Annotated in this window: 15 protein-coding genes; 7 read left to right on the forward strand and 8 right to left on the reverse strand. The window is 49.5% G+C overall.

Annotation, left to right across the window (positions count from 1 at the left end; translation table 11 throughout):
• Window positions 1-1,968: hypothetical protein (locus PKI34_03735; GenBank protein ID HNS16915.1), on the reverse strand; the 1,968-nt coding region annotated here is incomplete at its 3' end.
• A gap of 215 nt (window positions 1,969-2,183) precedes the next feature.
• Here PKI34_03735 and PKI34_03740 point away from each other — a divergent pair.
• Window positions 2,184-3,002: a family 16 glycosylhydrolase gene (locus tag PKI34_03740; protein HNS16916.1), complete on the forward strand. Its 819-nt coding sequence runs from the start codon at window positions 2,184-2,186 to the stop codon at window positions 3,000-3,002.
• 1 nt (window position 3,003) lies between these two features.
• On the opposite strand, the gene PKI34_03745 is transcribed toward PKI34_03740, so the two are convergent.
• The gene (locus tag PKI34_03745; GenBank protein ID HNS16917.1) at window positions 3,004-4,161 is read right to left on the reverse strand and encodes a sulfotransferase; all 1,158 of its coding nucleotides are present in this window, start codon (window positions 4,159-4,161) and stop codon (window positions 3,004-3,006) included.
• A 76-nt stretch (window positions 4,162-4,237) separates the two neighbouring features.
• On the opposite strand from PKI34_03745, the gene PKI34_03750 reads away from it, so the two are divergent.
• Window positions 4,238-5,416 (forward strand): acyl-CoA dehydrogenase family protein, encoded by a 1,179-nt coding sequence (locus PKI34_03750; protein HNS16918.1) that lies wholly within the window; start codon window positions 4,238-4,240, stop codon window positions 5,414-5,416.
• Here the strand turns inward: PKI34_03750 and PKI34_03755 are convergent.
• Both PKI34_03755 and PKI34_03760 read right to left on the reverse strand, forming a co-directional pair.
• On the reverse strand, window positions 5,410-6,759 hold the full coding sequence (locus PKI34_03755) for an exonuclease domain-containing protein (GenBank protein HNS16919.1): 1,350 nt from the start codon (window positions 6,757-6,759) through the stop codon (window positions 5,410-5,412). The genes PKI34_03750 and PKI34_03755 overlap by 7 nt on opposite strands.
• A gap of 17 nt (window positions 6,760-6,776) precedes the next feature.
• Window positions 6,777-7,586 (reverse strand): LexA family transcriptional regulator, encoded by an 810-nt coding sequence (locus PKI34_03760; protein ID HNS16920.1) that lies wholly within the window; start codon window positions 7,584-7,586, stop codon window positions 6,777-6,779.
• A gap of 174 nt (window positions 7,587-7,760) precedes the next feature.
• Between PKI34_03760 and dinB the strand changes: the two genes are divergently transcribed.
• The 3 genes from dinB to PKI34_03775 all read left to right on the forward strand — a co-directional run bounded on the left by dinB (window position 7,761) and on the right by PKI34_03775 (window position 12,898).
• Window positions 7,761-8,909, forward strand: coding sequence for a DNA polymerase IV (dinB, locus tag PKI34_03765; protein HNS16921.1), 1,149 nt, complete (start codon window positions 7,761-7,763; stop codon window positions 8,907-8,909).
• Between the two features lie 175 nt (window positions 8,910-9,084).
• On the forward strand, window positions 9,085-12,024 hold the full coding sequence (gene dnaE / locus PKI34_03770; GenBank protein ID HNS16922.1) for a DNA polymerase III subunit alpha: 2,940 nt from the start codon (window positions 9,085-9,087) through the stop codon (window positions 12,022-12,024).
• A 52-nt stretch (window positions 12,025-12,076) separates the two neighbouring features.
• A complete protein-coding gene (locus tag PKI34_03775) occupies window positions 12,077-12,898 on the forward strand; it encodes a purine-nucleoside phosphorylase (GenBank protein ID HNS16923.1) in 822 nt (273 codons plus the stop codon).
• Here PKI34_03775 and PKI34_03780 read toward each other — a convergent pair whose 3' ends face one another.
• The 4 genes from PKI34_03780 to PKI34_03795 all read right to left on the reverse strand — a co-directional run bounded on the left by PKI34_03780 (window position 12,899) and on the right by PKI34_03795 (window position 16,784).
• Window positions 12,899-14,197: a lipid A deacylase LpxR family protein gene (locus PKI34_03780; protein HNS16924.1), complete on the reverse strand. Its 1,299-nt coding sequence runs from the start codon at window positions 14,195-14,197 to the stop codon at window positions 12,899-12,901.
• Between the two features lie 133 nt (window positions 14,198-14,330).
• Window positions 14,331-15,866 (reverse strand): ribonuclease Y, encoded by a 1,536-nt coding sequence (rny, locus tag PKI34_03785; protein ID HNS16925.1) that lies wholly within the window; start codon window positions 15,864-15,866, stop codon window positions 14,331-14,333.
• A gap of 325 nt (window positions 15,867-16,191) precedes the next feature.
• Window positions 16,192-16,476: a cell division protein ZapA gene (locus tag PKI34_03790; protein HNS16926.1), complete on the reverse strand. Its 285-nt coding sequence runs from the start codon at window positions 16,474-16,476 to the stop codon at window positions 16,192-16,194.
• Window positions 16,477-16,499: 23 nt separating this feature from the next.
• Window positions 16,500-16,784 (reverse strand): hypothetical protein, encoded by a 285-nt coding sequence (locus PKI34_03795; GenBank protein ID HNS16927.1) that lies wholly within the window; start codon window positions 16,782-16,784, stop codon window positions 16,500-16,502.
• Window positions 16,785-16,920: 136 nt separating this feature from the next.
• Here PKI34_03795 and PKI34_03800 point away from each other — a divergent pair, with 136 nt between their 5' ends.
• A complete protein-coding gene (locus PKI34_03800) occupies window positions 16,921-18,210 on the forward strand; it encodes a DUF2851 family protein (protein ID HNS16928.1) in 1,290 nt (429 codons plus the stop codon).
• Window positions 18,207-18,935 (forward strand): helix-hairpin-helix domain-containing protein, encoded by a 729-nt coding sequence (locus PKI34_03805; GenBank protein HNS16929.1) that lies wholly within the window; start codon window positions 18,207-18,209, stop codon window positions 18,933-18,935. The genes PKI34_03800 and PKI34_03805 overlap by 4 nt, the downstream gene beginning before the upstream one ends.
• Window positions 18,936-19,001: the final 66 nt, after the last annotated feature.

The following is a 19,001-nucleotide window of genomic DNA, read 5'->3' on the forward strand; positions in this document are numbered from 1 at the left end:
GAAATAACCACCGTAAGTGCTGCTTCCGCTGGTCTTATATCCCAGTGCTCCCCAATAATAGCCAAAGTATTCTGCTCCAATGACACCGCCACAACGGGTAAAATCGTTCCAATTAAAACCACCGGTCCCAAAGGAGTATTTATCTCCATAAAAGGAATAGCCTTTCATTGCTGAGTTGATACTATAATTTTCATATCCTGTTCCATCATTTCTGGAATCACGGGTTCTGTACGTATAAATGGCTGCCTGACCGTCACCGTCACTTTCTGTTTCATTATGATAAATATAAGCAGGATACTCCGTATCATAGCCAAGGTATATATCATCAGTAGAAGCAAATTTAACATGCAAACGAGAAGCAGGCGATTGTGTCCCAATCCCGACATTTCCACCCGCATTCTGCAGGATCAGGGGATTCAAGCCGGCATAGGTGCCGACACTGTAGAAAGCACCGGCCGGCGTGGAATTATAGTGCCAGTTGCAAAATCCTTTATTGTCATCGCTCTGACCAATATAAAAGGCTGTAGTGGCGTTATCATCACCGATGGTCACATTTGTACTGGAAGTCCACGTGCTGACGGGCGTCCCGAATGCAGCCGTATAGCTGGACGATTGCTGGGCAACGTGGAATAATGCCTGAGGTGCCGTGGTCCCGATCCCGACTTTTCCGCCGATTGCTCCTTCAGCCTGAAATACCAGCGGATTAGCACCCTGGAAGGTTCCGATATGGTAAAAGGCGTTTGAGGGGGTAGCATTATAGGCCCAGATATTAAAACCTTTGTAATCATAACTCTGTCCAATGTACAGGAGTGCTCTTGCGTTGTCATCACCGATATTTACATCGGTGCCGTAAGTAAAGGTAGCGATATCACTGCCAAAGATTGCCGTATAGTCCGAGACGCTTTCCGAAACATGAAAAGTCCCTTCCGGAGAAGGGGTACCAATTCCGATTTTACCAGCACTGGTTATCACCAGATCATTCCTCCATCCACCTCCAGCCTCGGCATTCAACCTGAGGAGACCGTCATAATCATCAAAATAGAGCCAGGCTCTATAATCGTCATTTTGTCTAAAGGTGATGCCGGTATGACCTCCTCTACTTATGTTATTCAGGAAAATAAAAGGATAAGAATCACGCATATACATATCACCATTTTCAATGGAGAGTTTTTCGATGGGTGTTGTTGTGCCCAGCCCCACGTGTCCCAGATTGTTAATATACAGTGCATTGGCAGCGCTGTTGGGTTCCATGGTGAGCACATCCAGTCCCCAGGCCTGGTCACGGATCTTAAAGCCTCCGTAAGTGGTTGCCTTGAATTTCCAGTTCGCCCCGCTCAGGTCATCAATCATGGAATAGGTTGCTCCGCCGCCACCTCCCAGGTTCCGGATGGTGATTGTGGGCTCGCCCATGTTTTTCGCAACATACAGCAATGTCTGGGGCGCATTGTTCCCAACGCCCACATACCCGCCGGGATAGTCTCCCCCGTGGCCGGTGACCACGTCGGGGCCAAGTATCTGCCAGTCAAAGTCGTTTCCACGCTCCCCGCTGCCTGCCCTATCGGCATACAAGGCATACGGGACGGATAATAACTGGGAAAAGCCCATCAGCTCAAAGTTGGTTCCCCCTGCGGGATCCATCTCAATGCGAAGATAATGATTGCCCGCACTCCAGTCAATTGCGGTAAAACTGCCTGCCAGGCTTTTGCCTTTGCCCACTTCAATATTGACCATACCCAGTTCGCTGGTTGTAACGGAATGCATTTCACGGTATGCCTCCGGTCCTTCCGTGTTGGATTGCAGAATGCTGATCTGCAGGTTGATGTCCTGGCTGGGCAGGACCTGTCCCGCCCTGTCCCTCACAACCGCCTGATACTTGAAGGATTGCGGTGCCTGCGACTTTACAGGAACACCCGTTAAACAGATCATTAAACCAAGAATGGCAATGATCACTGATCTCAGTTTTTTCATGATGATCTTAATTAAGGTATGCATTATGTAAACGCATTAAAAGTACAACATTATTAAAGCAAAGTCAATACTTTGTCCGGATTAAAGTTTTTTAACTTATTTAGTCATAGGAGTGAATAAGGATTTTCCCGTTATATGAAATGCCCGTTATCCTCTTTTTTTATTTTTCGGAATTTCTCGTTACTTTTACACCGGTTCACCATATCACCCCAACTATGAAAAAATTTTTTTGGATCCTGATCGCACTTGCACTTGCATCCTGTAATACCTTGCATTACAACATGAAGAAGAATCCGGAGCAGTTTGCCTCCTCCGGCCGTATCACACTCAAAAGCACTTCACCGGTCCTTTTCTCTGACGAATTTAACCAGCGCACGATCTCCCCGTACTGGAAAAAATCCATGTACTGGTCGGGCCCGATGTTCAATCCCGAAACGCCAGCATCGGGATACTATTCCCCGGATAACATCACCTTCACCGACAGCAGTGTCCGGCTCTGGACACGATATCAGCCCAAATACTTCTACCGGGAGAAGTACGGCGATTCCGTACGGATCGATTATTCCATCGGGCTGATCGACCTTTACCCCTGGGTAAGCAAAAGTAATGGCCTCACCACCGATTTCATGGTCGAATGCCGTGCGAAAATGCCCGACGGCAACCGGGAGTGGCCGGCCTTCTGGCTTACGGGCTATGAACAGTGGCCCCCGGAAATCGATGTCTTTGAGTACTGGAACGACTCAACCGGGCAGTTCACCAGCAATTTTCATTTCAACCAGCGCGACCGTCACCGCCAGGCGCTCCAGAAACACCGGATGACCATTCCCCTGAAGGATGATTTTCATACGTACGGGCTAAAAATAATGGACGATCAGATGGAATTCTACTTCGACGGATTCCTGTTCCGTAAACTCCGGAGCGTAAACCAGTATCTGCACAAACTGACCGTGATCCTCCAGAACGGGGTCCACGATGATCCCTACAACGATACGTTCCTGGAAGTGGACTGGCTGAGGATCTACAGGTTGCGGTGATCTATTCTTCGCCGATGATCAGGTCATCCTCGGGTACCTGGTATCCCCATTCTTTCAAGGCGAAATCCCATTGATCAAGAATCTTGTTGAGCTGCTCCCGGGAAATATGATGGACATTTTTTCTGTATCCCTTGGCTTGCCGGGCATAACGGGTAAAGGTCTCTTCAACAGATTCATAATCAGGTATTTTGAAGTTTGAATAGATCATCTGAAGGATGCCCGTTGGATTCTTTTCCAGTTCTTCAAAAGGAAATTCCAACAGGTTCTCCGGGGGGATTAGTTTCCGGTCCTCAAGGTATTTATGCATCAACTGATCATAAACCGAGAAGATGATCTCCTCCAGGTGCTGTTCCGTGACGGAGTGCAACTGAAGTGCTGGCATCATTTTATGATAAAAATGCCGGGTCGACAGGAACACGGTGACAGGATTGCGGTAGATGTGGATGAATTTGGCATTCGGGAACAGCTCCAGCAGAGCACCGATCCGCCCGGTATTGGTTGGATTTTTAGATAAAAACCGGGTCGCCCCCTTATACCGTATCGCTTTTTTTATGATCAGCCGGTAATCGTTCTGCCATCGTCGGTAGGATTTTTCATCAACATCTTGAAATTCAATACATTGATGATAGAAATCCATTGTATTTTCCGGAAAGATCCAGAAATAGTAATAACAGATGGGGTGGCGGCTTCCGATGGCAAATTCTTCTTCCTGCGGGAAATCCGCATTCATCTTAACATTATCTCCCAATCTTCTGGGTGCGATCAGAAGCCGCATGAAATTCTTAAAAAGGAAGTATCCCGACCGAACGAAAAGGGTATCCGGGAAAACGGTCTGGTAGGTCGTCACGGCTCCCATCCGGGGATCCTGGTTCAGGAGGTTGTGCAAATGGGTGGTGCCGCTGCGCCAGTGGCCAAGAATGAAAATCGGATCCTCCCCGATTGCCCGTCTTTCCATCTTCGGATTGATCCATTTACGTTCATACCACCGGAACGGTTTATTGATGAGGTTGATCAGCAGCGTAACAAAAACCCGCAGGTAATACCGCGGCTGGACCCGGTACGTGCGAAGAAGCTTCAGGAACAGGCTGAGATCATATCCCACCGCTGGCGGGAGCCAGACCCCTTTTTTTTCTTTCCTGCGTCGCGACCCGAAAATCATGGCCTAAAAGTAAATAATATTAGCTTTGCAAGGGCAATCTTTCTGTTAGCTTTTATTTACGATCTGATCATACACCATGCAGGTTTCTTCTCATCTTTCCCCCGATCATTACCTGGTGGACGAACTGTTCACCGACGAGCACCTGATCATTCGCAGCGCCATACGCGACTGGGTCAACAGGGCCGTCAGGCCCGTCATTGAAGATGCGTGCCAGCAACACAGTTTCCCTGTCCACCTGATCAGGGAAATGGGCGAACTGGGTGTTTTTGGCCCTTTCATTCCACGCGAGTATGGTGGAGCGGGACTTGACCAGGTAGCTTACGGCGTGATCATGACCGAACTGGAAAGAGGCGACTCGGGTATTCGTTCCGCCGCTTCGGTCCAATCCTCCCTGGTCATGTATCCGATTTTCCGGTTTGGCAGTGAGGAGCAGCGGCGGAAATACCTGCCCGGACTGGCCACCGGTGAGCTTATTGGCGCCTTCGGGCTTACCGAACCCGACTACGGATCAGACCCGGGCAGCATGGTCACCCGGATTGAAGAGACAGAGGATCATTTTCTGCTCAACGGTGCCAAGATGTGGATCACCAATGCTTCCATCTGTGACATCGCTGTCGTCTGGGCAAAGGATGAGGCCGGGCAGATACGGGGTTTGATCGTTGAAAGAGGGACAGAGGGTTTTACAACACCGGAAACCCACAACAAGTGGTCACTGAGAGCATCAGTAACCGGTGAGCTGGTATTTAACGATGCCAGGATTCCCAAAGAAAATATTTTCCCTGACGTCACCGGGCTGAAAGGCCCCCTGATGTGCCTGAATTCGGCACGGTACGGGATTGCCTGGGGCGCCATTGGTGCAGCCATGGACTGTTATGCCACGGCGGTCCGTTACGCCCTGGAGCGCAGGCAGTTCAACAAACCCATTGCCGCCTTCCAGCTCACCCAGAGGAAACTGGCCGAAATGCTCACCGAGATCACGAAAGCGCAGCTTCTGACCTGGCGCCTCGGAGTTCTGCGCAACGACGACCGCGCCACACCCGCCCAGATCTCCATGGCAAAACGCAATAATGTGCTGATGGCCCACCAGATAGCCCGAGAATCGCGCCAGATCCTGGGTGCCATGGGTATAACGGGCGATTTTCCCATCATGCGGCATATGATGAACCTTGAATCGGTCATCACCTATGAAGGCACACACGACATCCATCTGCTGATCACAGGAGAAGAGATTACGGGGATTGGGGCGTTTCATTGAATCGGTACGATCCTCTCTACCCGATTCCTGCTCAGGTACCCGCGAATGATCTGCCGTACCTCTCGGTTATCTTCGAACGGGATGATGCAGGACCGAAGAAAATCCACATCACTGGTGGCCACAGCCTCGTGGATGTAGCCATAACCGAGATATTTTCCGTTCTCGACCATCACCAGTGCTTTTTCGCCATGGTCCCGGCCACTTTCAATGATCAAAAAGCTTTCATTTTCAAATAGATAAGGCCTGATGGCCTGTTCCACCCGCTGATTGTAGGTTACAGGCTCTTCCTTTTGGATACAGGCTCCCCGGCATTTATGGACGTGATAGGAAAAACAGGCTTGCCGGGTTTTATACAGGCCGCACAACTTCTGGCAAAGCTCGTGCTTGTCAACCAGCTGGAATAAAAATTCCCTGGCGGTTACCAGGTTATGGAAGGTCAGGACGGGGAGGTTGCCGTTGGTGTCGTGTTCAATCTTCAGACGGATATATCCATCCGCATCCGTATACTGAAAAAGTCCGTAATTGAGGATCGTCCTTTTCTGGGCAGAGTTGTAGACCGGCTGGTATTTCTTGATCTCAGCCGATTCCAGCAGCAGGGCGATCAGTTCATTGCCCGTGAGCTCGTAGCCGATGTCGGCAACGCGGTATTTCAGTTCCTGTTCTTTTTTGCTGAGGCTGTCGCTCAGGTGGGAACGCACCCGTTCGGAGATGTTCTTGCTTTTGCCGATATAGATGATTTCCCCAGTTTCGTTGTAGAAATAATAGACTCCCGGATGTTCGGGCAGCTTATCGATCGTTTCTTTTTTGAGGTTCGAATTCAATCCGCGGAGGGAAATGAACGTAATGGCAGGCTCAATGGAGACCAGTAGTTCGAACAGCCTTGCCGTTGCCGTGGCGTCGCCGGCTGCGCGGTGACGGTACGGATTGACGATGCCGAGTTCCTTGCAGAGGTTCCCCAGGCCATACGACCGGAGGTGCGGGATCAGCTTCCGGCTCATCCTGACCGTACAAAGTTTCTCCCTGCGAAAGTCGTAGCCGAGGTTGCCATACTCCTGCCGCAGGAATGAATAATCAAAGGCTACGTGATGCCCCACCAGCGCTCTTCCCTCTGTCAGTTCCAGAATGGCGCGGGCCACATCACAGAATCGGGGTGCATCCTCCACCATCTTGTTGGTGATGCCGGTCATCTGAGTGATGCGGTAGGGGATCTTTTTCTCCGGATTGATCAGGGTGGTGTACTCGTGTGTGACTTTTCTCCCGTCATGCAAAAAGACCGCAATCTCGGTGATCTTTTCCGTTCTGGGGTTCAGACCCGTGGTCTCCACGTCAACGATCGCATACATAGGCAGGACAGAATAGGTTAGAGGTTCAATTTTGTCTGTATGGCCTTCACTTCATTCTTGAGGATCCGGATCGATTCTGCGAGTTCTTCTTTCTCCAGGTTGGGTTCGGGCAGTTCGGAGCTGATAAAGGTCACAAACTTCCATACTTCCCGGAGCTGGTTGATCGACAGGTCGTAAGGCTTATAAAAAGGATTCAGGGAATGCAGCACCAGCTTACCGTCCGTTTTTATTTTATTTTCAATCACTTTGAACACCACACCTTCTTCCAGGGTCAGGAGGATGTAAGCCTGACGGTTCTGGATGAGGTTCCAGTTTTGAACGAATTCGCCGATCACCCAGGATTTTTCGGGGATCGGATGCATGGAATCGCCGCTTACCTGAAAAGCACGGTATTTTCGTTCCCGGGAGAGGAATGGCAACCGGAACGTGGGAAGGACGCTGATGTATTCGGGATCGGCGTAGCCACTGGTGTACCCGGCCCGGGCTTTTTCACTGACCAGTTCGATGTTTTCCTCATTATCCTGGCTGACCGTGGTGGCCAGTACCCTTAACTTACTGCCCGTGATGAACACATCGTATCCTTTTTCGAGCTGTGACAGCTGGCTTTCGGATAGTTTGGAAAGATCGACCCGGATCAGGGTATCGATCGCCACATTGAAATATCTGGAAAAGGCGATGAGTTCTTCAATTCCGGGTTCAGCAACCTGGTTCTCGTAGCCGCTCAGGGTGGAGCGTTTCAGGTTCATCGCAAAGGCCACATCGTCCTGCGTGCGGCCCCGGCGCTTGCGGAGGAGGCGGATGTTGGCGGGGAAGTACATATTCTGCATTTTATGGCTTTAAGCTACAAGCTGCAAGTTTCAAGCTTGCGGCTTGTAGCTTGTATTAAAATTTTTTTTTGCTTTTTTCCTGAATAATGATTAATTTATCGTCGTAAAAATTGATTAAATTTTAATCAAAAATAATTCAATAAATCATCAGTCTGACATTTTTTGAAAATTTTTATGGAAACGTTGAATCGGCAGATCGTTCATATGGATCTGGATACTTTTTTTGTTTCGGTTGAACGGCTGGTCAATCCGTCGCTGATCGGTAAACCGGTGATCATTGGCGGCAGTTCCGACCGGGCGGTGGTGGCCAGCTGCAGTTATGAAGCCCGCAGGTTTGGCATCAGCTCAGCCATGCCCATGAAACTGGCCCGGACACTTTGCAGCCAAGCCATTTATATCCGTGGCGACATGGAGCTTTACAGCAAATACTCCCACCTGGTGACCGACATCATAGCCGATGAGGCCCCTTTATTTGAAAAAGCATCCATTGATGAGCATTATATCGACGTCACCGGAATGGACCGGTTTTTTGGATGCCTGAAATGGTCGCAGGAATTGCGCCAGAAGATCATCAAACATACCGGGTTGCCAATATCATCGGGCTTATCTGTCAATAAGACCGTTTCCAAGATTGCCGCCGGGGAAGCCAAGCCTAACGGGGAAAGGTATGTTCCCACGGAAGTGGTACAACCCTTCATTTTTCCTTTATCCATACGGAAAATACCAATGATCGGCGATAAAACGTACCAGTTGCTTCGTTCGATGGGGATCATTACCATCGGGACCCTTGCAGAGATCCCCGTCGAAATGATGGAAAAGGTTATGGGAAAGAATGGGATCATCATCTGGAAAAAGGCCAACGGTGTTGATCCCACTCCGGTGATTCCTTATTCTGAACGTAAATCAATCAGCACGGAGCATACATTTGAGCAGGATACCATTGATGTGGTCCGCCTGAGCGAAATACTGACGGGGATGGTTGAAAAGATCGCTTACCAAATGCGAAGCCAGCAAAAACTGACTTCCTGTGTTACCGTCAAGATTCGTTATGCCAACTTCGACACCCATACGCAGCAGCAGCACATTGCCTATACATCGTTCGACCATGAGCTTATCCGGGTTGCCCTCGATCTGTTTAAAAAGATTTACCAGCGCCGGATGCTGGTACGCCTGATCGGTGTCAGGTTCAGCCATCTGGTCCCCGGTGTGCAGCAATTGAATCTTTTTGAGGACACCCCCGAGATGACCAGTCTTTATATGGCGATGGACCGGATCCGGAACCGGTTTGGCCGGAAAGCGGTTCGACGGGCGGTTTGTCTGTAGGGTCTGCAGGGTCTCAGGTCTGCAGGGTCTCAGGTCTGCAGGGTCTCAGGTCTACAGGTTCTCAGGTCTACAGGGTCTCAAGTCGAGAGACCCGAAGACCCGAAGACCCGAAGACCTTTAGACCTGAAGACCTTTGTTTGTAATTTGGTGCTTGTAATTTGGGATTTTATATAACATGTATCTCTTCTGCCACTCCTACTACTCCCTCCGCTACGGCACCTTGCCGCTGGAGGAACTGATCGCCCAGGCAGCCAGCCTGGGTATCGGAGCAATGGCCCTGACGGACATCAACACTACAATGGGAATGATCGGTTTTGTGAGGATGTGCAGTGAAAATGGGATCAAACCCGTTGCAGGCGTTGAGTTCAGGAACGGGGATCGTCTGCTCTATACCGGGCTGGCCAGGAACAATGCGGGATTCAGGGAACTGAATGAGATGATCACATCCTGCAACCTGAACCAGACAGAATACACGGCTGATCCCGGAACCCTGGAAAACGTATTCGTGATCTATCCCTACGGCTCCAGGCGAAAAGAACAGCTCAGGGAAAATGAATTCATCGGGGTCAGGCCGGGAGAAACAGGAAAACTGTTTACCTCTGAATTCAGCCACGATCAGTCGGGGCTGGTGATGATGCACCCGGTGACCTTTAAAGACAACATCGGGTATATCCTGCATAAGAACCTCCGCGCAATTGACCATAATACACTGATTTCCAAATTAGCTCCCGAACAGTATGCCCAGCAGAATGAGATGATGTTACCGGTTGATTCCCTGTTAACCTTTTATGAAAATTATCCCCGTATCATTCAGAACACGGAAAAGCTTCTGGAAGATTGCTCGATAGAGTTTGATTATCAACGCATTAAAAATAAACAAACCTTCACCGGTAGCCGGTACGACGACAAGATCCTTCTGGAGAAGCTTGCCTGCGACGGATTGAAATATCGTTATGGCTTGCAGGACAAAGTGGCGGCCGGGAGGGTAAGGCATGAGCTTGATATCATCGACAGGCTGGGTTTTTCAGCTTATTTTCTCATCACGTGGGATATCATCCGCTATTCGATGTCCAGGGGATTTTATCACGTAGGCCGTGGAAGCGGCGCCAACAGTGTGGTGGCTTATTGCCTGAAGATCACCGATGTGGATCCCATTGACCTGGATCTGTATTTTGAGCGTTTCATCAATCCCCGGCGTACGAGTCCTCCGGACTTCGACATTGACTATTCGTGGGATGAGCGGGGAGAGGTTCAGGATTATATTTTCAAGCGCTATGGACATAAGCACACCGCCCTGCTGGGAGCCACCTCCACATTCAGGGGGAGCTCCATCTACCGCGAACTGGGCAAGGTCTATGGTCTTCCCAGGCAGGAGATCGACAGCCTGGTGACCAATCCCATGGCAGAGGTCAACAAAAATGAAATCACCCGGCGTATTCATACCCTTGCGGAGCGCCTGGTGGATTTCCCCAACATCAGGAGCATCCACGCCGGGGGTGTGCTCATTTCGGAAGAGCCGCTCACCTGTTACACGGCCCTGGATTTGCCGCCCAAAGGTTTTCCCACCACCCAGTGGGATATGTATGTGGCGGAAGAGCTCAGGTATGAAAAGCTGGACATACTCAGCCAGCGCGGCATCGGGCACATCAAGGAATGTGCTGAGATCATCGCCGGCAACAGGGGTGTTAAGGTAGATGTTCACCGTGTTGCGGATTTCAAACAGGATGAGCAGGTGCGAAAACAGCTCCGGACGGGGGAGACCATCGGGTGCTTCTACATCGAGAGCCCTGCCATGAGGGGATTGCTGAAAAAATTGCGTTGCGACGATTACCTCACTCTTGTGGCAGCCAGTTCGATCATTCGGCCCGGAGTGGCAAAGTCGGGCATGATGAGGGAATACATCCACCGCTTTCACCATCCGGATGCATTCTCGTATATCCATCCTGTCATGGAACAACAGCTGAAGGAGACGTACGGAGTGATGGTATACCAGGAAGACGTGCTGAAGATCTGTCATCATTTTGCCGGACTGGATCTGGCAGATGCTGACGTATTACGAAGGGCCATGAGCGGTAAGTCCCGTTCCCGAAAAGAGTTCAATCGGATTGTAGAGAAGTTTTTTGCCAATTGCAAGGCATTTGGCTATCCGGATGAGATCTCGCAGGAAGTATGGCGTCAGATCGAATCGTTTGCTGGTTATTCCTTTTCCAAGGCTCACTCTGCTTCGTATGCCGTCGAGAGTTTTCAGAGCCTTTACCTGAAAGCACATTACCCGCTGGAGTTCATGGTTGCCGTGATCAATAATTTCGGGGGGTTTTACCATACCTGGGTCTATTTCAATGAAGCCCGGCGCCAGGGTGCCGTGATCTGCCTGCCCTGCGTGAACAACAGCGGGTACAAGACAAGCATCCGGGAAAAGGAGGTTTATGTTGGATTCATTCACATCATGAACCTTGAAATGTCGGTTGGCCAGGCCATTGCACCTGAGCGCCTGAAAAACGGACCTTACAGGGACCTGGAAGATTTCATCCTGCGTGTGCCGGTCCATCTGGAGCAGATGATCATTCTCATCCGGGCGGGAGCCTTTCGTTTTACAGGGAAAGGAAAAGCCCAGCTGCTCTGGGAGGCGCATCTGTATTTCGGGAAGAGAAAGAATGAACATCCGCCACTGTCGTTGTTTTGTAGTGCGAAAAAGACATTTTCCCTGCCGCAGCTTGATCAAACGCCTGTGGAAGACGCTTATGATGAATATGAACTGATCGGTTTCCCGGTGACCATCTCCGCCTTTGATTTATTGGAAACCCCTTTCCGGGGAGAGATCATGGCCAGGCAACTGTCAGGCAATGTCGGGAAAAAGGTCAGGATGCTCGGACGCCTTGTGACGATCAAATATGTCAGGACCGTTCATAAGGAGTTGATGCACTTTGGCACTTTTCTGGATGTGGAAGGGGAATTTTTCGATACGGTCCATTTTCCGGATGCGTTGAGGAAATATCCCTTCAAAGGCAGTGGAATTTACCTGATCCTTGGTACCGTATCCGCTGAATTTGATTTTCCGAGCCTGACCGTCGAAAAAATGGCCATCATGGCAGTGAAGAAGGATCCGAGAGGGTGAGGAATAATTTACTATTTTTGATCCCTTCAAATGTTAAACGACTTTCCGAACAATGACTCAGCTGGAAGAAATCAACGATGCCTGCGATTTTTTGAAGGACAGGGGCTTTGTCAATCCCGGCGCAGGGATCATCCTTGGGACAGGATTGGGCAAATTGCTGGATGAGATCCACATCGAGGAGTGCATTCCTTATGAGCAGATCCCCCACTTTCCTCCGGCCTCGGTTGATTTTCACAAGGGAGAGCTGATCTATGGCCTGCTGAGGGGTAAGCGTGTCATTGCGATGCACGGGCGTTACCATTATTATGAAGGATATACGTTCCATCAGATCACCTTGCCGATCCGGGTGATGAAACTTCTAGGCATCAAATGCCTGTTCATTACCAGTGCCTGCGGAGGTGTGAACCTGGAATTCAGGAAAGGTAGCCTGATGCTGATCGAGGATCATATCAATCTGCTACCTGGCAATCCTTTGATAGGGCCCAATCTTGATGTTTTCGGACCCAGGTTTCCCGATATGAGCCAGCCTTATTCCGAATGGATGAATGCCCGGCTCATCGAAAATGCCAGGCAGAAGGACATTCTTCTTCACCGCGGTGTTTATGTTGCCCTGCCCGGACCAATGCTTGAAACCCCTGCGGAGTACCGGTATCTGAGAAAAATAGGAGCCGACGTGGTGGGAATGTCTACGGTTCCGGAGGTGATCGTCGCCAATCACATGGGATTGCCCTGTGCTGCTGTCGGGGTGGTCACCGATGAGTGCAATCCGGATGAACTCCAAAAAATTGATCTTCAGGACATCATCGCGACTGCCCAAAAAGCTGAGTTCAATCTTCTTCAGCTGGTCATCGCCCTGGTTGAATCCCTGGATTGATCACAGGGTGAATGCCATAGTGCAGCGCCCCCAGGAATGCGGATCACATCCCTTGTATTCAGGAGAAAGCCAGGTGTACTCGGCAAGAACGGAAGCCCACCGGAACGATAAGGAAAATCCAAGACAGTGATCATAGGTAAAACGCTTTATCTGGCTGGAATTCAGCGCGTACTCACTCTTGTTGAACATCCCCCCCTGCAAGGTCGCGTCATAGCCCACCAGGGTTGTTTTGAAACGGTAATACAGAACGTACTGTACTTTCCCGGATGTCGGATTGATCTGCCCCCATGTTCCTTCAGTGACCTGATCCAGGCTTGCCGGATCGTAGTTGCCCGCGGTCAGGTAAGGGCCAATCCCGATCTTATCGTACAGGGTGCCGGCATTGGCATCGGCCAGCGCACCGATCTCAAAATATTTTCCTTGTAATAACCCTGCTTCTGAATGAACATGATAATCCAGGATGATATCGTTACTGACCTGGTGATCCCACCCGTTTATCTCCGTATAGTGGATGGTCTGCTGAATTTGTTTTCCACCTGCAGCGGGACCAATGATCCCCAGATTGAATGCTGAATGCTGCCGGTACCTTTTACCAAGGGCATTGGATACTTTGGAAAAGCCGAAGTACAGATAGGAGGAAAATGGCCTGTCGCCCTGTGTTACGGTGTCGATGTGCGAATCCCACGGAGTGTATATCCTGTGAACGAGGCTTATTCCATAATAATTTCGTGCCGGATGATGGAGCGGGATCATCAGATGGGTCAGCAGCGACCGGTTGAATCCCGGGTTGACCCAGTCGAACCGGATGCCATTGGTATAGTATCGGTCTGTATTGGTAAAAATATCATTTTCAAAATTGATGCAGAAGTAGATGTTGGGATTGACAAGTAACAACTCCTCATTCAGTCGTTTTTCGAGGTCTCCCCTCGTGCTTAAAAGCCTGCGGCCGGAAGCGATGTCCACATCATATCCCTTTGATTTTAATCGCCAAATGGTTTCAATCCGATCCTGAACGGTTTCCTGATCGAATTCCTGAGGGGGCGGAAGGGGCTTTTTTTTCTTTTTTTTGATCTTTCCCTTTGTGAGGATGCCATGGATGGGAGTGTTGTCAACCGGGCCGGTTGTCAGGGTATCATATGCAGGTAGGCAGGCAGGGGCAGGCTGGCTCTGCAGGGTGCAGGGCAACAGTGTCTGGCTGATCTCCCATTCCCGGGCGGAATCGTTTCCGGCAGGGTGGCGGCACCCAAGGGTGAGGGACAGCCCGATGATGAATCCCGAAAAGATGATTGTCCTGTTCATTCCGGATGGTTGACCTTTACAAAATTAAGCTAATCCATAAATGGTTGGTTACTTACCTGCTGGATGAAAAAAGGGATGACATCCAGCCGGAGGGGATGTCATCCCTTTTCTAGGCAAAGGGCGAAACAACAACTTACTTTGCGTAGCTTACCGCTCTTGTTTCCCGGATCACGGTGATCTTGATCTGGCCCGGATAGGTCATTTCGTCCTGGATCTTGCGGGACAGGTCATAGGCGATCTGGTTGGCTTCATTATCGGTCACCTTGTCGGCTCCTACGATGACCCGGAGTTCTCTTCCGGCCTGTATTGCATAGGTTTTTACAACGCCGGGATAGGAAAGGGCCATCTCTTCCAGGTGATTCAACCGCTGGATGTAGGCTTCCACGACTTCACGCCGCGCTCCGGGACGCGCTCCGGATATGGCGTCGCATACCTGAACAATCGGGGCGATGAGCGATTCCATTTCAACTTCATCGTGATGGGCCCCTATGGCGTTGGCGATCTCCGGTTTTTCCTTGAATTTCTCGGCCAATTTCATCCCGAGCAAGGCATGCGGCAGTTCAGGTTCGTTGTCAGGGACTTTACCGATATCGTGGAGTAATCCGGCACGTTTGGCCAGCTTGGGATTCAATCCCAGCTCAGAGGCCATCAATGCACACATGTTCGCTACTTCCTTGGAATGCTGCAACAGGTTCTGACCGTAGGAACTGCGGAATTTCATACGGCCGACCATGCGGATGAGCTCATGGTGGATTCCGTGGATACCCAGATCAATGCAGGTCCGTTTTCCGGTTTCAATGATTTCCTGTTCGATCTGCTTCTTCGTTTTGGCAACAACTTCTTCAATGCGTGCCGGATGAATTCGTCCGTCGGAGACCAGTTTATGAAGTGAAAGGCGGGCAATCTCGCGGCGCACCGGGTCAAAGCCGGATAAAAGGATGGCATCCGGGGAGTCGTCGATGATGATTTCAACGCCGGTAAGGGCCTCCAGTGCGCGGATATTCCTGCCTTCCCGCCCGATGATCCGGCCTTTAATCTCATCGTTGTCAATATTGAAAACGGAAACAGTATTTTCCATCGCCTGTTCCACAGCTGTGCGCTGAATGGTCTCGATCACGATTTTTTTAGCTTCACGGTTGGCCGTAAGCTTGGCTTCATCCACAATATCCTTGATGTGCGTCATCGCCTCGGTGCGTGCTTCATCTTTCAGGGATTCCACCAGTTGTGCCCTGGCCTCTGCAGCGGAGAGCCCCGAGATGGCCTCCAGTTGTTCAACCTGTTTCTTTCCTGCCTTTTCAATTTCCTGCTGTTTCTTAGTGATCAGTTCAAGCTGGGAAGTCAAACTGGCTTTCATGGTGCCCACTTCTTTCTGCTTACGCTGCATCTCTTCGAGCTTCTGCGAAAACAGTGCTTCTTTTTGTTTTAGTCTGGCTTCTCCTTTCTGGATGAGGTTGTTTTTTTCCTGTATCAACTTTTCATGCTCAGCTTTAAGCTGCAGGAACTTTTCCTTGGCCTGCAGGATCTTGTCTTTCTTGATCATCTCGGCCTTTTCTTCAGATTCTCTCAGAATCCGGTCACTTTTTTTCTCGACGGCTTTCCTTAAAAGAGTGCTGGTGATGAGGAAACCAACCACCAGTCCGGCAATCACTGCCAGTATGTAATAGATAATCATGGTTGTGTATATTAATTAATGTTGATAATCAGTGACCTATGGCTTTACAGGAATCGTGATCCTGTAATGGCGTGCAATAAAAAAACCCGCAAGTTATCCAACCGTTATGATAAACCCCATTGTTAATGGTTAGGGCCGCCTGATTCTTTGAACTTCAATCGTCCCTGCCTTACGGCAGGAATCCCGGGAATACCGGTCACCAAAGCCTGTTCGCCGAACCAATGAGCATGGAGCCCTATTGGTTTGAATGTTGAGTTTACATACTGACTTGAATAAATGCGGGTATGTCGTCGGTCGTTTTCAAAGAACGTTGTGCCAGTCTCTATAGGTGGCTTGTCAATAACTGATCAATTTCCGTCAATTTTTCAGACATTTCCAAATCAATCCACTTCAACCTGGTTTCGTGATGGATGACTGAGGCTTTCAAATTCAGGGCAACCATTGCCAGCAGGTCCTGGTGATCACTGAAAGCATAGCTGCCTGCGTAGTCATTCATCAGTTCATTGACTCCCTTTGCCGCTCTCCGTAAGATCTCCTCGTCCTTTTGTAGTATCTTCACCTGATATGGCCGATTGGCAAGGTATAATGTTATTGAGATTTCCTCCATGAACGGTTCCCCGGAGGGAACATTTATTTATTTAAAAGACTGATACATTTATCAATTTCCCGTACGAGCCCGCTTATTCGTTTTCTTGCTGAATCAATATCGATATCTTCAAATAATTGATAATCAGTATGTTGATTCAACTTTATTTCGAGTGTGTGTATTTTATTGGTTTGTTGTTCAATTAAGTTTTTTAATTCCTTCTGGGATTGGCATAAACTGGCATTTTCCGCTTTCAATTCATTCAGTGACTCTATTAACTTCTTTGTTTTCAGGTAAATATTGGAAATCAACACATCCACCTCTTTCATGAAAGTCATTTTACCGTATTGCAAAAATAAATATTTTAACGTTAAATACCAAAATTAATCATCCGTCAGGAAAAATTCCCTGCAAAATAGGGTCACAAAACCGGCATAACCGGATTAACCAGTAAACGGAATCCTTATGACGGAAGAATTTTTACATTACATCTGGAGGTATCAGTTGCTAAGCGGCCCTCTTACCACCACCGATGGCGAGGAGATTCGGGTGATCAAATCCGGAACGTACAACACGGATGCGGGCCCTGATTTTTCAAATGCCCGGATATGGATAGGAAATACGTTATGGGCAGGAAATGTGGAGGTGCACATCCGTTCCTCTGACTGGGAACGTCATGGTCATCAGGACGACAGGCGGTATGATACTATCATCCTTCACGTGGTGGGCGAGGATGATATGCCGGTGCGACGGCCAAGCCAGGAATTCGTTCCGACATTGTGCCTTCGGAACAATATCGAACTGTCATTGCTGGCGACCTATCAGGAATTGAATCTTGCCCGCCGCTGGATCCCGTGTGAGCATCTGGTGAATGCGATCAGCCAGGTGAAAGTGATCCACATGCTCGATCGGATGATGGCCGAACGGATGCAGCGGAAATCAGATACTTTTTTCAAAATGCTGGAATCCTGCCGGTACAGCTGGGAAGAAGTGACCTATGTGCTGATTGCAAGGAATTTCGGTGCCAGGATCAATGCACAGGTTTTCGAATGGCTGGCCCGCTCGTTGCCTTACGTGATGATTCAACGGTGCAGGGATAACCGGTTCCGGCTTGAAGCAATGCTGTTCGGACAGGCTGGCATGCTCCATGACCATTTTATGGACGAATATCCCAGGCATCTGCGGACCGAATACCAGTTCCTGCAGAAAAAGCACGGACTGTCCCCTTTACAGGACCACCTGTGGAACTTTCTGCGCCTGCGGCCCCCGGCATTCCCGACTGTCCGTATCGCTCAGCTTGCAGACCTGCTCCATCGGCAAACCAGCCTGTTCAGTCGGATCCTGGCAGCGGAAAATGTCACGGAGCTGGCTTCTGTCTTTGAATCACGGACATCTGAATACTGGGACACCCACTACATTTTTGACCGGCCTTCCCGGAGAAAAATAAAGAAACTTGGCTCGGAGGCGGTTGAACTGATCATCATCAATGCAGCAATTCCGCTGATTTTTACCTATGGTCAGTATTTAGACCGGCAAGACATTAAAAACAAGGCAATGGACCTGCTGCGAAAGGTACAGGGAGAGCGAAACTCGATCATCAGGAAATGGGCGAGCCTTGGGTTGACTGTCTCTGATGCCTGGAACACACAGGCATTGATCGAACTGAAAGAAAATTATTGCGATAAACGGAAATGCCTCCACTGTGTCGTTGGAAACGCGATCCTTTCGCAGGGTAAGCCGCAACTGGCTCCATGAAAACATGGAATTCCATCAAGGAATATTTCACCTATACGGTGAAAGAACAGCGTGGTATTTTTATGCTGTCCACCCTGCTTTTAATCCTGATCCTGATCAGGATCAGCACGCCTCACCTGATGGGTAGGAAACCTTACGACTTCTCCGGTTTCGAGGAGCAGTTCAGGCTTCTGGCATCCATGATTTCAGACAGCGTCGCTAAGGATACGGTTAAAGAGCATGATCTTGTTCAAAAGAAGGTACCATACGTACATCAGGGGACCCTGGAAAAACGTTACGGATATGGATCCGGGCAGGGGTTGCGGGAGACTCCACAGGTAGTCGAAATCAACACGGCTGATTCCACCGCATTGGTGCGGCTGCCTGGAATCGGACCTGTGCTGGCCCGGCGTATTATCAGGTACAGGGAATCCCTGGGTGGATATTATGCAGTTGATCAGCTGAAAGAGATCTATGGTATGGATACGGTTGCACTAAGGAGGATCAACTCTTTCCTTCAGGTCGATGGTAAAGCGATCCGGAAAATGGATCTGAATGCGGCAACTTTTAAAGAGCTGTTGCGCCATCCCTATCTTGAATACGAGCATGTCAAACTCATCGTCCATTACAGGGACAATCACCATCCCGTTGATTCACTGGAGCAGCTTTATGAAATCAAAGGGCTTGATCCTGATCTGGTAAGACGTTTAAGACCTTACTTAACGATCGGATCCCAAAACCCATGAGGAAATCCAATGGGCTCACCGGTCAGTGTGTGTAGGAATTCTTCTGTATATTTGTCAGCGGTATTG

The organism is Bacteroidales bacterium, from assembly GCA_035342335.1.
In the GTDB taxonomy this organism is placed as follows: domain Bacteria; phylum Bacteroidota; class Bacteroidia; order Bacteroidales; family JAGONC01; genus JAGONC01.